The organism is Bifidobacterium sp. UBA744 (assembly GCA_002298605.1).
Lineage (GTDB): Bacteria > Actinomycetota > Actinomycetes > Actinomycetales > Bifidobacteriaceae > Bifidobacterium.
Genome location: DBKS01000054.1, coordinates 1 through 14737 on the forward strand (window position 1 = coordinate 1; position 14737 = coordinate 14737).

Annotated in this window: 13 protein-coding genes and 1 tRNA gene; 10 read left to right on the forward strand and 4 right to left on the reverse strand. The window is 63.7% G+C overall.

Annotated elements, in window-relative coordinates; genetic code table 11:
• Positions 1–31: 31 nt before the first annotated feature.
• Both B2994_RS05560 and B2994_RS05565 read right to left on the reverse strand, forming a co-directional pair.
• Positions 32–104 (reverse strand) — tRNA-Lys (locus B2994_RS05560).
• A gap of 12 nt (positions 105–116) precedes the next feature.
• On the reverse strand, positions 117–854 hold the full coding sequence (locus B2994_RS05565) for a TetR/AcrR family transcriptional regulator (protein WP_291527400.1): 738 nt from the start codon (positions 852–854) through the stop codon (positions 117–119).
• Positions 855–1075: 221 nt separating this feature from the next.
• On the opposite strand from B2994_RS05565, the gene B2994_RS05570 reads away from it, so the two are divergent.
• From B2994_RS05570 to B2994_RS05590, 5 genes are all read left to right on the forward strand, one after another.
• Entirely contained in the window at positions 1076–1453 is a 378-nt protein-coding gene (locus B2994_RS05570) for a hypothetical protein (RefSeq protein ID WP_291527380.1), read from the forward strand.
• 51 nt (positions 1454–1504) lie between these two features.
• Positions 1505–2752 (forward strand): signal recognition particle-docking protein FtsY, encoded by a 1248-nt coding sequence (gene ftsY / locus B2994_RS05575; RefSeq protein WP_291527381.1) that lies wholly within the window; start codon positions 1505–1507, stop codon positions 2750–2752.
• 306 nt (positions 2753–3058) lie between these two features.
• Positions 3059–4390 (forward strand): ammonium transporter, encoded by a 1332-nt coding sequence (locus B2994_RS05580; RefSeq protein WP_291527382.1) that lies wholly within the window; start codon positions 3059–3061, stop codon positions 4388–4390.
• A 1-nt stretch (position 4391) separates the two neighbouring features.
• Positions 4392–4730: a P-II family nitrogen regulator gene (locus B2994_RS05585; RefSeq protein ID WP_291527383.1), complete on the forward strand. Its 339-nt coding sequence runs from the start codon at positions 4392–4394 to the stop codon at positions 4728–4730.
• A 172-nt stretch (positions 4731–4902) separates the two neighbouring features.
• The gene (locus B2994_RS05590; RefSeq protein ID WP_291527384.1) at positions 4903–6756 is read left to right on the forward strand and encodes a nucleotidyltransferase domain-containing protein; all 1854 of its coding nucleotides are present in this window, start codon (positions 4903–4905) and stop codon (positions 6754–6756) included.
• On the opposite strand, the gene B2994_RS05595 is transcribed toward B2994_RS05590, so the two are convergent.
• Positions 6753–8120: an MATE family efflux transporter gene (locus tag B2994_RS05595; protein WP_291527385.1), complete on the reverse strand. Its 1368-nt coding sequence runs from the start codon at positions 8118–8120 to the stop codon at positions 6753–6755. The genes B2994_RS05590 and B2994_RS05595 overlap by 4 nt on opposite strands.
• A gap of 271 nt (positions 8121–8391) precedes the next feature.
• Between B2994_RS05595 and dnaB the strand changes: the two genes are divergently transcribed.
• The 3 genes from dnaB to B2994_RS05610 are packed head-to-tail and all read left to right on the forward strand — an operon-like array spanning position 8392 to position 11998.
• Positions 8392–9792, forward strand: coding sequence for a replicative DNA helicase (dnaB, locus tag B2994_RS05600; RefSeq protein WP_414630648.1), 1401 nt, complete (start codon positions 8392–8394; stop codon positions 9790–9792).
• Positions 9792–11243 carry a Mur ligase family protein gene (locus B2994_RS05605; RefSeq protein WP_291527386.1) on the forward strand — a complete coding sequence of 484 codons (1452 nt, stop codon included), beginning with the start codon at positions 9792–9794 and terminating at the stop codon, positions 11241–11243. Before dnaB ends, B2994_RS05605 begins: the two co-directional genes overlap by 1 nt.
• Positions 11240–11998 carry a type 1 glutamine amidotransferase gene (locus B2994_RS05610; protein ID WP_291527387.1) on the forward strand — a complete coding sequence of 253 codons (759 nt, stop codon included), beginning with the start codon at positions 11240–11242 and terminating at the stop codon, positions 11996–11998. The genes B2994_RS05605 and B2994_RS05610 overlap by 4 nt, the downstream gene beginning before the upstream one ends.
• A gap of 64 nt (positions 11999–12062) precedes the next feature.
• Here the strand turns inward: B2994_RS05610 and B2994_RS05615 are convergent, their stop codons facing one another.
• Positions 12063–12542: a hypothetical protein gene (locus B2994_RS05615; RefSeq protein WP_291527388.1), complete on the reverse strand. Its 480-nt coding sequence runs from the start codon at positions 12540–12542 to the stop codon at positions 12063–12065.
• A gap of 172 nt (positions 12543–12714) precedes the next feature.
• Here B2994_RS05615 and B2994_RS05620 point away from each other — a divergent pair, with 172 nt between their 5' ends.
• Both B2994_RS05620 and B2994_RS05625 read left to right on the forward strand, forming a co-directional pair.
• Entirely contained in the window at positions 12715–12984 is a 270-nt protein-coding gene (locus B2994_RS05620) for a phasin family protein (protein WP_291527389.1), read from the forward strand.
• Positions 12985–13085: 101 nt separating this feature from the next.
• Positions 13086–14726, forward strand: coding sequence for an ABC1 kinase family protein (locus tag B2994_RS05625; protein WP_291527402.1), 1641 nt, complete (start codon positions 13086–13088; stop codon positions 14724–14726).
• Positions 14727–14737: the final 11 nt, after the last annotated feature.

Consider the following 14737-nt stretch of genomic DNA (forward strand, 5'->3'; position numbering starts at 1 on the left):
GCAATTCCAAGGGATTATGCATTATGTCCGGTGCCCCCCGTGGGATTCGAACCCACAACCCACGACTTAAAAGGACGCTGCTCTAACCGTTGAGCTAGAGGGGCAACAAATGATCATCATACATGCACCGTGGAACTTGTGGCGTCCGCGTGCCGTTCGTCGTCGGCTTGCCCGGTGTCCTGTTTGGCGTCCCGCTCGCTGTCCTGCTCGCCGGAGGGCTTGGCATGTTTGGCGGCTTCGCGTTGGGCGCGCTCGCCTTCGAATCGCAATTCCGGTTTGGGCTCGAGCCTTGACAGTCCATGCCATGCCAGATTGACGATGTAGGCGGCCAGCTGCTCCTTGCCCACTTTGCGCCGGTCCGCCCAGTACTGGCCGGTGAAGACGGTCATGCCCACCAGCATCTGCGCATAATAGGGCACGCCGCGAGAAGGAAGCTTCTGTCGTTTGAACGCTTCGGTGAGCAGGTCTTCAACGCGTACGCTCACGTCGCCGAGCAACGAATAGAATGAGCCGGCCGGATCGGTGCTGGGGGAGTCTCGCACCAGCACCTGGAATCCTTCGGGCCGCTCCTCTATGTACGTGAGCAGCGCCAGGGCCGCCCGTTCGACGATCTGCCGGGGATGCACGTTTTGATCGGCCAGCGATGATGAGAGGGTGTCGGTCAGCGCCCGCATCTCGCGGTCCACGATCACCGCGTACAAGCCCTCCTTGCCGCCAAAATGCTCGTACACGATCGGTTTGGAGACTTTGGCGTTCGCGGCGATTTCCTCGACGCTCACCGCTTCGAACCCTTTGGCTGCGAACAGCGATCGCCCCACTTCGATCAGTTGCTCGCGACGCTGGAATGAGGTCATCCTTGAAGTATTGGCCATATGTCCATTGTGCCACTCTTCCATGCGGCTTCCTCATGGGGCATTGCCCGTGGCGAATGGAATCGTCGATTCGATCGGTTGCCTTCCACGCGGGGACGCGGGGACGGGGCGTTTCGTCGCGTTCATGCGCGCGTTGTGCGGGGACGGGATCATTGTGGACACCCGCGCCGCACTTGTGCCGGGGCTTTGGCACAATATTCCGTATGGTGTTGGTGATTCTGATCTGGTTGGCGATTGTGGTTGCTGCCGTGCTGTTTGTGCTGAGACTCGCGCGCGGTGAGTCTCATGAGGGCCTGTTTACCGAGCACCTGTATGAGCGCAGCAATCCCAAGCCCCAATCGGATCGGGTGCCGCGCGTCGGCGGTACCGTGCCGTCGTTCGCGCCTACGGGCACGTCGCGCCGTTTTCGTGCCGACGATCCCATCCCCGAGGTTGAGCAGACGATGGACAACCCTGTGTACATCAATCAGGATGGGTCGGTTGTGGAGGTCAAGTCGCTGCGCAAATCGCATGATCATGCCGCCCGCGCCGATTCCGCCACTGGCGGTGAAGGCTCCGGGGCCTCTTCGCCCGCCGTATGACGTGCCAGTGACGTGCCAGACGCGCTGTCGATGTTATTAGACTGAGATGCTATGGATACCAATAGCATTATCGGCATTGCCGCTGTAGTCATTGTGGTCGTCGCGCTGATTGTCGGCGGCTATCTGATGGACCGCTCGCGCAAGAGGCGCATCGCCCGTGCGCAGGAGAGCATCAATGCGTCGGCCGCCGCTCCGCAGCCTGCCGCTTCGCCGGACGACTCCGCTCCGCAGCCCGCCGCCGTGGCCGGGACTGCCGAGACCGCCGAAACTTCCGCAGCTTCTGAGGTCGATAAGACCTCCGAGGCCCCTGATGTCCCTAAGGCCCCTGATACCCCTGAGACCCCTGTGGCCCATGAGGTCCGTGAGACCCCTGAATCCGTCGGTTCCCGTCTGACCCGTCTGAAGTCCAAGCTCGCCAAATCGGCCAATCCCTTTGGCAAGGCGCTGTTTTCCATCCTCACCAGGGACAATCTGTCCGAATCCGATTGGGAGGATGTCGAGGACACCCTGCTGCTGGCCGATGTGGGCGCCGAGGCGTCCGGCCAGCTGGTGGACGAATTGCGCTCGGACGCACGCGTGGCCGGCGAGAAGGACCCGGCCGCGGTGCGGCAGATGCTGCGCGATAAGCTGCTGGATCTGGTGGGCCGTGACGCCGACCGTCGTCTGAACGTCGCGAAGCCCGGCGCCAACAAGCCGTCCGTCATCATGATGGTCGGCGTGAACGGCACGGGCAAAACCACCACCGCCGGCAAGCTGGCCCGCCTGTTCGTGGCCGACGGCAAGTCCGTGGTGATGGGTGCCGCCGACACCTTCCGCGCAGCCGCGGCCGACCAGTTGGAAACCTGGGGCGACCGTGTGAGTGTGCCGGTGGTCCGCTCCGACAGGGATGGCGCGGACCCGGCGTCCGTGGCGTTTGAGGCGGCTGCTCGCGCCAAAAGCGACAATGCCGACGTGCTCATCATCGACACCGCCGGCCGTTTGCAGAATAAGGCCAATCTGATGGATGAGCTCGGCAAGATCCGCCGTGTGACCGAGAAGAATCTGCCCGTTGACGAAGTGCTGCTGGTACTCGACGCCACCACCGGCCAGAACGGCATGGTGCAGGCCAAGGTGTTCGCCGAGGCGATCGGCATCACGGGCATTGTGCTCACCAAGCTCGATGGCTCGGCGCGCGGCGGCATCGTGATCAGCGTGCAGAAGGAGCTTGGCGTCCCGGTCAAGCTCGTCGGGTTGGGCGAGGGGCCGGACGATCTCGCCCCCTTCGACCCGGAGGGGTTCGTGGACGGCATCCTCGCCTGATGTCGGTCTGATCACCGCCTGATCACCGCCTGGCATCAGTCTGTTCCCCGCCCGGTCGCGGTCCGGCAACATATTCGTAGCCCCTGGCGTTTTCCCATGAGTCTCTAGGATTCTCCGGAAATTCGCCGGGGGTTTCGCGTGTCGATGGCCCGCGGATATCCGGTGTTGTTTTACGTCCTCGTAACAGTCGTAACAAACCACGAAACTCGTCGGTCGTTTCATTACGAGTGTTGGTTCCCCGTAGCGGGAGCCGTATATATGAATTCGCCGGATCCTTCCGGCCACAACAGAGAGAGGGAGGTAACCATGTTGCCTGAAGTAGCAGCGACGACCGGCAATGCCGCGTGGATGCTGACGTCCGCTTCCTTGGTGTTCCTCATGACGCCCGGTGTGGCGTTTTTCTATGGCGGTATGGTTCGTGCCAAGGCCGTACTGAATATGTTGATGCTGTCGGCTGCGGCACTGTCCGTCACTGCGGTGATCTGGACGCTGTGGGGCTGGTCCATCGCCTACGCCGGCACCAGCATCGGCGGTATTTTCGGTGATCCCCTCACCGGCTTCCTGCTGAAGGATTCCGTGTCGGCGACCGATGGCGTGTTCGGTGCCGTGAATGATCCGTCCACCTTCACCACCGCCTCCGACGACATGCCGTCGTATCCGGGATCCATTGACGTGGCATTCCAGGTCACCTTCGCCATGATCACCGTGGCGCTGATCTCCGGCGCGCTGGCCGAGCGCATCAAGTACAGCACCTGGATGCTGTTCGTGGCGCTGTGGATCACGTTCGACTACGCTCCGATGGCCCATATGGTGTGGAACCACGGCCTGCTTTCCGGCGATGGCGCGATCTCCACCGCCATCGGCGCCGCGGCCCATGATTTCGCAGGTGGCACGGTTGTGCATATCAACGCCGCCGTCGCCGCTCTGGTCATTGTGCTGATCATCGGCAAGCGCAAGGGCTTCGGCGTCGCCCCGATTCGCCCCCATAATGTTCCGTTCGTCATGCTCGGCGCGTTCCTGCTGTGGTTCGGCTGGTTCGGCTTCAACGCCGGTTCCGCGTTCGGCGCCAACGGCACCGCCGGCTACGCCTGGATGTCCACCACCGCCGCCACCGCGGCCGCCATGCTGGCCTGGGGCTTCACCGAGAAGATCCGCACCGGTCATTACACCGCCATGGGCGCCGCCTCCGGTATCGTCGCCGGCCTGGTCGCCATCACCCCGGCCGCCGATGTGGTTTCCCCGCTGTGGGCCATGGTGCTTGGTGCGATCGCCGGCGTGCTCTGCTGCTTCGCCTGCGGCCTCAAGTTCAAGCTCGGCTACGACGACTCGCTTGATGTGGTCGGCGTTCACGGCGTCGGCGGTTTGACCGGCACCGTCCTTATCGGCTTCTTCGGCGAGGGAACCGGCCTGTTCGCCGGCGGCGACTACAAGCAGCTGCTGGTTCAGGTGGTCATCGCCCTGTGCGCCATCCTCTACTCCGGCGTGATGACTGCGATCATCGCCTTCGTGCTTGAGAAGACGTTGGGTTGGCGCGTCACCGAAGCTCAGGAGGTTGGCGGCATCGATCTTGCCGATCAGGGTGAGCGTGCCTACGATTTTGCTGGTACTGCCAGCTCCGTTCTCAAGGAGGTGAAGTGAGATGAAGCTCATCACTGCTATCATCCAGCCCCATAAACTCGACGAGGTCAAGGAGGCTCTTGCAGCCGCCGGCGTGCATGGTCTGACCGTTTCCGAGGCTAACGGCTATGGCCGTCAGCGCGGACACACCGAGGTCTACCGTGGCGCCGAATACACCGTCGACCTTATTCCGAAGATTCGCGTGGAGGTGCTTTCCGATGACGCCGATGCCGAGACGCTGGTCGGTGTGATCGCCAAGGCGGCGGGCACCGGAACTATCGGCGACGGCAAGATCTGGGTTGCGCCGCTTGACTCCGTGACTCGCGTGCGCACCGGGGAGACCGGTTCCGCGGCGATCTGATATAAGCGCCCACCGCCAGCCTTGGGGTGGGTAAATGAGACAGGAATCCCCGTGCGCGTTGTTCGTGTGCGGGGATTCTGTTCTCTGTGGTCGCGGATGGCGGCTGCTGATATGTGGGGCCTGCGGGACTGTGGATCTGCGGGTTTCGGGCTGAAGGGGAAGGTGGTGTCGGATGACCAGTCCGGTGGATGGTTTGAAGGCGCGGTTCATGGCGATGAGTCAGCCGGATGACGATGGGGTGTACCGCAACGGCGCGGCCAAGCGTCGAGCTCGCGGCGAACTTGCCATGCGGTGTCTGCGCGAATTGTGGCGGCAGGCGGTTGACGAGTTGCCGTTCGACGTGCCGGAGGCCGGTGTGGGGCTGGCTGCGGTCGGTTCGCTGGCCAGGGGGCAGATCGGCCCGAGTTCCGATCTGGATCTGGTCATTATGTATAGCGGTCGTGCGTTGAACGATGAGCAGCTCAATATGCTGGCCAATAAGTTATGGTATCCGCTGTGGGATTCCGGCCTTGACCTTGACCATTCGGTGCGCACGCGCGCGCAGTGCGAGGCGGTCACCGACTCGGATCTGCCGGCCGCCATGGGATGGCTGGACGTCAAGCCGATCACGGGCGACACGAAGCTCATCGCCGATACCGCCACTTCGATTCTTGAGCGTTGGCGCCGTGCTGCCCGCAAGCGTCTGCCTGAATTGCTTGATTCGGCGAAATCGCGTCTTGACGAGTTCGGCCGCGTGGCCTATGTCAATCAGCCTGACATCAAGGAGGCGCGCGGCGGCCTGCGCGATGCGGTGCTGGTGTCGGCGCTGGCCGCGTCGTGGTTGGCGGACCGCCCGCATGGCGTGTATGACGAGGCGGTGGATCGTTTGTTGGATGTACGCGACTGCATTCACCTGGTGGCCAGGAAGGACACGAATCTGCTGCTCGCGCCGTATCAGGCGCGGGTGGCGATGATGATGGGGCTGGCGGACCCGACGTGGCCGGACGAGGAGCGAGACGCCCGGGCCGTTGACGATTTGCAGACCCTGCTGGCCCAGTATGGCCGCAGGGTGGCGTTCGCCCTGGATTCCACGGCCTCCCGCGCCGAGCATTCCCTGGTGCACGAGAAGCCGCGGTTCGCCTTCTTCCAGATGCTGTCGCCCCGGGGGGGCGGCAGGCGGGAGGCGCCGCAGTTCGATGTGGTCGCTCCGGGCGTGGCCAAGCATGAGGGGGAGATTGTGCTGGCGCCGAATGTCGATCCCCGCGATGACGCCAATCTTGCGTTGCGGGTGGGTGTGGCCGCCGGCGAATTCGGGCTGGAGATCAATCCCGTGACGCTGCTGAATCTGCGCAACTGCCCGATTCATGACAATGCGTGGGATGACGAGGCGCGTGGGCTGTTCATTCGGTTGCTGGCCGTCGGCCCGCATCTGATGCAGGTGTGGGAGGAACTGGATTATGTGAATCTGCCCGGCCGCTGGATTCCCGAATGGCTGGCCATTCGCAATCGTCCGTCGGCTTCCGCCGCGCATCGATACACGATCGACCGCCATATGGTCGAGGTGGTTTCCCGTCTGACGCGCGACGCTCCGAGCGGCGGCAGGTATGACGACAGGCATTATGCGGTATTGCTGCTGGCGGGCATGCTCCATGATCTGGGCAAGCGGCCGGGCATCGCCAATCATGCCGTCGAAGGTGCCCGGCATGTGCCGTTCATTCTGCGGCGCATGGGGTTCGACGATGCGACCGTGCGGCAGGTGACGTTGCTGGTGCGCGAGCATCTGACCCTGTCGGAGTTCGCGCAGCGTCGCGATCCGAATGATCCGGCCGTTGGCGGCGAACTGGCCGATCGGGTGGGCCGTGATCCGGCCATGCTCGACATGCTGTTCGATCTGACGCGTGCGGACGGATCCTCATTGGGTGCGACCTCCGGCGAGCTGATCACCAAGCAGTATGGCTGGAGCAAATGGCGTGCCGCCATCGTCGGTCAGATGTATGAGGCCGCGCGCGCCGCGCTGGTGCCGTCGTCGCCGCGATCGGGCGTCTAGCGCATCCACGCGTCGCCGCGGGTGCGGAGTCCATTGGCCAGTCCTCTGCCGCCGATGAACACCACGTTGATCAGCGTCCACAGCTCGACCATGCGCACGGCGTCATTCGGCGACAGCGCGGCATTGACGGCGAGCATGGCGATAATCGATCCCGCGTAGACGACGGCGACCATGCAGCAGGTGCCGGCGAGGAACCGATAGTCGCCCGCGCCGATGAGGATGCCGTCGAGCGCCCACATCCATCCGCCCAGAGGCAGGAAGAGGCCGAGTGTGACCATGCCGACGGTGATGAGATGCTGCACCTGCGGCGTGGGGCTGAATAACGGTGAGCCGACGAAGCCCAGCGCGATCAGTGCCGCGCCGATGCCGACGCCCATCACGGCTCCCATGCGACCGGTGATGGACGTGAGCGCCTGCGCTTCGCCGTATCGATTGGCGCCCAGCGCCGTGGCGACTATCGCCTGTCCGCCGATGCCGATGGCGTCGAGCATGTTGATCACGAAGTTCCATGCCGAATTCACCGCCTGGTATGCGGCCAGCACCTGTCCGCCCATGCGGGCCGCGAGCATCACCGTGCCCACCATGCAGGCCCGCAGGGCCAGTGTGCGCACGAACAGCGGCAGCCCGTCGCCGGCGGTGGCGAGAATGCCGCCGAGGCGTGGACGCCAGCTGGCGCCTTCGGCTTTGGTCCATCGCATGGCCCGCCATGTCAGCATGATGCCCATGCTCCACTGCGCGATCATCGTGGCCGTGCCGGATCCGGCGATGCCCCAGTCCAGTCCCCAGACGAAGAGCATGTCGAGCAGCGTATTCACCGCCGCGCCCGCCATGGCCGTGATGAGTGTGACGCGCACTGCGCGCAATCCCCGGAAGATGCCGTTTGCCGCGTAGACCAGCAGCATGCCGGGCAGGCCGAACACGGTGGCGTTGACGTAGCGTCGCGCCTGATCCAGCACGCCGCCCTGCGCGCCCAGCGCGATGCACAGCGGTTCGCAGCACCAGGCGATTGCCGCCGCGACCGCCATGCCGATGATGAGCGCCAGCCACATGCCGTCGATGCCCGTTTCGAGTCCGCGCTTGCGTTGTCCCGCCCCGATGAGTCGCGCCACCTGCGAGGTGGTGCCGTAGGCGAGGAAGACGCACAGGCCCACGGTGGTGAGGATGATGGTGGATCCGATGGACAGTCCCGCCAGCGCGTCGTCGCCGATATGCCCGACGATGGCGGTGTCGATGAGGATGAAGGCCGGTTCGGCGATGAGTTGGCCGAATGTCGGCACTGCGATGGTGAGGATGCGTCGTCTGGCGTCGGGTCGGCTGATGGTTGCGTCGCGCGCGGGTTGTCCGCCTTCGCTGGATGATGTCATGGTGCCCAGCCTAGTCGGGCGTCCTCCGGCTCCGTTGCCGGTTGCATGGCAACGTACCTGTAGCACTGTGTTTACCATATGGCAAGTTGGAGGTCGTCTGCGCACATGCTATCCCCAAGTTGTCCACATGATTATCCCCATGGTGTGGATAACTTGCGCACTTACACACTTCGACACGCCCTGATTGTGGATAACTATTTTTTCTATCCACAGCAGCGTCGAAGCCGCGGTGCCGACCTGCTGTGCAAGCCTGCTGCCTATACTGGGGACCATGGCAGACGGAATGGTTGGGGCGCTTGCCCCCGGACGAAACGGTTCAGGCAGGGGGGAGACGGTCTTTGACCGCATCCCGCCGCATGACGACGATGCGGAAATGGCGGTGCTCGGCGGCATGCTGATGAGCAAGGACGCGATCGGCGAAGTCAGCCAGATGATCGACGTCACCGATTTCTACCAGCCGAAGCACCAGACGATCTACGAGGCGATCATCAGCCTGTTCTCGGCCAGCCAGCCCGTGGATGCGGTGCTGGTGGCCAACCAGCTGCTCAAGGACGGCGATCTGGAGAAAGTCGGCGGCGCCGACTACCTGCACAGCCTGATCAACGCGGTGCCCACGGCGGCAAACGCCACATATTACGCGCAAATCGTGCATCAGCGCGCGATCCTGCGCAATGTGATCGCGGCCGGCACCAAAATCGCCCAGCTCGGATACTCGGCCGAGGGCTCGCAGGCCGAGGACGTGGTCAACCTCGCCCAGTCCGAAGTATATGAGATGGCGGTGGGCAAGGTTCGCCAGGACTACACCGCCATCGGCCCGGTGGTGCACGACGCGCTCGACCAGCTCGACAAGCTGCAATCCGGCGAGATGGAACGCGGCGTCCCCACCGGATTCCGCGACATCGACGACCTGACCCAGGGCCTGCAGCCCGGCCAGATGATCGTAGTGGCGGGCCGACCGGCCATGGGCAAGTCCACATTGGGCATCGACTTCGCGCGCGCGGCCGCGTTGCACCACCATATGACGTCGATCGTGTTCAGCCTTGAAATGAGCAAGGTGGAGCTGGCCCAGCGCATCATCTCCGCCGAAACCAACATCCCGCTGGTGGCGCTGCGCCGCGCCGACGACATCACGCCCGAACGCTGGAACACCCTCAACCAGTTCTGGGGCAAGCTGGAGAACGCGCCGCTGTTCATCGACGATTCGCCCAACATGAGCCTGATGGAGATCCGGGCGAAATGCCGCCGGCTCAAGCAGACCAACGATTTGAAGCTGGTGGTGATCGACTACTTGCAGCTGATGAGCTCGGGCAAGGCCGTGGAGTCCCGCCAACAGGAGGTCTCCGAGTTCTCCCGCGCGTTGAAGCTGCTCGCCAAGGAGCTGGAGGTGCCGGTGGTCGCCCTGTCCCAGCTGAACCGTGGACCGGAAATGCGCAACGACAAGAAACCGCAATTGAGCGATCTGCGTGAATCCGGCTCCATCGAGCAGGACGCCGACGTGGTGTTCCTGGTCCATCGGCCGGACTTCTACGACAAGGAGGACCGTCCCGGCGAGGCCGATATCATCATGGCCAAGCACCGCAACGGCCCGACCGAAACCTTCCATCTCGCGTTCCTCGGCGCCACGTCCAAATTCAAGGACATGCCCCAGGATTACAACAGTCAAGGGGTGTGATGATGAGCGGCAAACCTTGGTATTCCTTCGCCACACCGGCCATCGGCAAACTGGTGCGTATCGCCTCCCGCCTGACCCGGCACGGTGGCTCGGCGTTTCCCGGCAAAGTGGTCGAAAGCTTCGATCCGGGATTCCTGTCCCGCACGCTGACGCAATTGCCGGGCGGCGTGGTGCTGGTCTCCGGCACGAACGGCAAAACCACCACCACGCGCATGGTGGCTTCCATGCTCGGTGATCTGGGTATGCGGGTGTTCACCAATCCCACCGGCTCGAATTTCACGCGCGGCGTGGTGTCCGCGCTGCTCACGCAGGTGGATCTGTCCGGCCGGCTGAACGCCGACATCGCCGTATTGGAGCTGGATGAGGCGTACGCCGTGCATTTCGTCAGGCAGGTGCGGCCCAGGTACGCCTTGCTGCTGAACGTGATGCGCGACCAGCTGGACCGTTTTGGCGAAATCGACAACACCGCACGGTTGCTGGGCCATGTGGCCGAGACGACAAGCGGAACCTTGGTGCTGAACCGCGAGGATCCGCGTATCGCCGCGCTCGCCGCGCTGGCGCCGCAGGACACCCAGGTGCGCTATTTCGGCCTGTCCGACGATCTGAGGCGATTCTTCCCCTCCGACGACGAGATGACCACCACGGTGGCGATGGAAAGCGCCGGTGCCCAGGCCGGCGAGGTTGTCGAGTCCGGGGCCGTCGATGGTGACGACGAGGACGACGAGGACGATACCGTCATTTCCGGAACCCTTGACGCCGATCCCGACGCCCGGTCGCTGCCGTCCCGCTCGCTGCCCGCCGATGTGACGCTGGCCGGTGTGGGCGATCATCGGGCCGTGTTCGCGATGGACGGTCATGAATACGCCGCCGAGGTCCAGCTTGAAGGCGTCTACAATCTCTTCAACGCCGCCGCCGCGCTGGCCGTGACGCGCGCCGTCAAGCCGGACGCCAGCGCCGATCGGCTTGTCGACGCCGTCTCACGGGTGACCCCGGCCTTCGGCCGCGGCGAGGTCATCAGGGTCAACGGTTCGCCGGTCGAATTGCTGCTGGTGAAGAATCCCATGGGATTCCGCCTGTCGCTGGCCAGTTTCAATGCCTCCGCGGCGGACACGATGATCGTCATCAACGACGAATACGCCGATGGACGCGACATGAGCTGGCTGTGGGATGTCGACTTCACCTCGTTGAGGGGAGGACATGCCGATGACGCCGCCGGCGGCGGCGTGGCCATGGTGTCGGGCATGCGCGCCTGGGACATGGCGCTGCGCCTCGGCTATGACCAGGTGCCCGTCGCGGCCGTCGAGCCGAATATCGAAAAAGCGCTGGATGTCTTCGTCGCCGCCGATCCGGGGCGGGCGAAGCATATCTACTGCACATACACCGCGATGCTCGCGGTTCGCGCGGCGCTGGGACATGTCACCGATGTTGCGGATGCGGGGGTTGGACGATGAACGAAACGGTGATCGACGTGGTGTCGCTGTATCCGAAGGATATGAACATCTACGGCGATTCGGGCAATGTGCTGACGATTCGCCGCCGCTTGGAGCTCTACGGTTACGAGCCGCGCATCCATATGATCAACCAGAACGACCCGTGGCCCGATCACGTCGACATGATCCTTGGAGGCGGGGGCCAGGACACCGGACAGAAGAAGATCACCCGCGATCTGTTCCGCCGGGCCGATCTGCTACGCGGCCTTGCCGCCGATGGCATGCCGATGCTGATGATCTGCGGCATGTACCAGTTGTTCGGCGAATATTTCGAAACGTCGGAAGGCGAGCGGCTGAACGGGCTCGGCATCATCGGCGCGTATACCGTCGGCAAATCGACCCGTCTCATCGGCAACCTGGTTGAGAAAAGCGACGAATTCGGCGAGATCATCGGCTACGAGAACCATTCGGGCCAGACGTTCCTGCGGGACGACACCGATCCGCTCGGCTATGTGACGTCAATCGAGGGGGCTGGCAATAACGGCGAGGACGACACCGAAGGTGCTCGCGTGCACAATGTGATCGGCACCTATATGCACGGCTCGCTGTTGCCCAAGAACCCCGCCATCGCGGATTTCCTGATCGCCAAGGCGGCGGAACGCCGGTACGGTTCGTTTGATACGTCGCGGCAAAGCACCGAGCAAGCCGATGCGCTCCGTCATCTGGACAAGGTGGCCGAAGCCGCCCGTCATGTGGCCGCGTCGCGCCCGCGCTGAGCCTCGTACGAGTCGCATACGGTGGGCCCGGTTTGCACCGGTTCCGCGCCGGTTCCCGTGCGGCCTACTGCCGGCCTTGTCCCCTGAGATACCCCTTGACGTAGTAGGCGGATAGCGCGGAGATGAACAGCACGAAACTCGCGGCGTTGGTGATCCATCCCGTCGCGCCCAGTTCGCCGCCCAAGCCGAATGCGGAGAACAGGAACTGGGAGATGATAAGCACCAGGAACACGATGATGGTCAGCGCCCCGAACGAGCCGACCTTGCAGGCGTCGGCGGCGCCGCGGAACCCCAGGAACGCGAGGATGCAATACAGCACCGCCTGTGCGCCCGCAAACAGGCCAAGGGCCAGCGTCCAGCTGCGCAAACCGAGCTCAAGTCCCGGCTCCGCCTCCACGGTCTGTCCGGGATCGAGGGATCCCAGCGACGCGAAGGAGACGCCGGCCAATAGTGCGCTGACGGCCGCGAACCCGACCAGCAGCACGGCCATAACCCTGATGGTTGCCATCCATCCGGCGATTTTCGTATGCGAAGCGGTGGTCATGCCGGTACCTCCTGTCTCACTGGTTGTGGGGATATCGTCTCCCGGGCGCTTCCAGCATACGCGCAGGCGTCATACCGTCGCCGCGGCCATCCCCGAAAGCGGGGTTCGCGGAGTAGTATGAACATTACGTGCACCGTCGCATGGACGGCGCCGCGGATCAAGGAGGCGTACCATGGCTGATCTGAAGTTTGGAGAGGGCCTGCGCAAGGTGTTTCTGGCGGGTGTCGGCGCCCTGGCCACTGGATACGAAAAAGGCAGCGAGCTCGTCGATGAGCTTGTCAAAAAGGGCGAACTGACCGTTGAGCAGGGTAAAACCCTCAACGAAGAACTCAAGCGCACGGTGAAGGAGGCCACCGCACGGAAGCCCGGTGAGCCGGACGAGCCGATCGACACCACGGTGGCCGGCGGTCCCGCCGACACGGAGGCCAAGTCCGAGGCGTGAGCGGCACCACTCCTGACGCCCTGGAGGACGTCCCGATCGCATCCGCCGACCGGGACGCCGCCTTCGACGATTACGCGCCGGGCCGCAACGAACAGACGCTGATGCTGTTCGGCTCCCGTCGCGACGACTTCTCATCGCGCTACCACCTGACCCGCCGGGGCAGGTTCAAGCGCATCCGGCAAATCTGGAACATCGCCCGGCGGTTCGATCTGCGGCATGGACTGACACCGGTCACGATGCGTCTCATGTTCGAGGCGCTTGGCCCCACCTTTGTCAAAGTCGGGCAGATTCTGTCAATGCGAAGCGAAATGCTGCCGCAATCCTTCTGTGACGAGCTTGCCAAACTGCGCGCCGACGCCGACCCCATGCCCTATTCCGTGGTGCTTGACACGCTCGCCGCGGAATACGGCCGACCGGTGACGGAGATTTTCCGGCATATCGATCCGACGCCACTCGGTTCCGCGTCCCTGTCGCAGGTGCATCGCGCAACCCTGGTCACCGGCGAGGACGTGGCCGTGAAGGTGCAGCGCCCCGGCGTGCGCGACACCATGGCGCAGGACGTGTCGATTATGCGTTCCGTGGCGCGCTACGCCGCGAAATTCGTGCATGCCGCCCAGGTGATCGACCTGCAGGGCGTGGTCGAGGAGCTGTGGGACACCTTCGAGGCCGAAACCGACTTCCTGATCGAGGCTCGCAACCTCAGGGACTTCAAGCAGTTCTGCGCATCCTACCGCTATATGGACTGCCCCAAGCCATATATGTCGCTGTGTACCGAGCATGTGGTGGTGATGGAGTACGTGGAGGGCATTTCGGTGTCGCATCCCCGACAGCTCGTCGCCGCCGGCTACGATCTGCAGGACATCGGCACCAAACTCGTCGACAACTACGCCACGCAGATCCTCGACGACGGTTTCTTCCACGCCGACCCGCATCCGGGCAACATCATCATTCGCGGCGGGCAGATCATGCTCATCGACCTGGGCATGACCGGCCGTCTCAACGCCAAAACCCGTTCGGTGCTGCGGGAGATGATCTTCGCCGTGGCCAAGCAGGATTCCCCCGCATTGGCTGACGGTCTGCTGCGATTCGCCGGCTCGGAGGCCAACCCCGACGACTATCCGTCGCTGCTGGCCGATCTGGACAGCATCGTCAAGGAGTTCGGCACCGTCGACCTCAGGGACCTCGACATCGCGGCGTTCCTCAATTCGCTCACGCAGCTCGCCGCCCGTCACCATATCGAGGTGCCGAGCACCGTGACCACCGTGGGCCGCGCGCTGGTCACGCTGGAGGGTCTGCTTGACGAATTCATTCCCGACGTCAATATGATCGAAATCATCTCGAGCCATATCGCCGCCAGCCGCTCCAAAGGCGACGCGGCCAGAGACGAGGCCAAAACCCTGGGGCTGGAGGGTATGCGGGCGCTTCATGGCCTGCTGTCCACATTGGGTGATGCCAGCGTCGCATCCCGGATGCTCACCCGAGGCCAGCTGAAGGTCAATGCCGAGCTGGTGGGGGCCGACGAGCCGATGCGGCTGCTGTCCGACATGGTGAACCGACTGACCATGGCGCTGATCGTGGTCGGCCTGTTCGTCGGATCGTCGATTGTGTATTTCGCCGGTATCAAGCCGGTGGTGTTCGGCATTCCCATCGTGGGCTTCCTCGGCTATGTGATCGCGTTCATCCTGTCCGCGTGGATCGTCGTCGACATCTATTTCAAGGGGCGCAGGTCGCGCAGGCGATAGCCGGCGGCCGG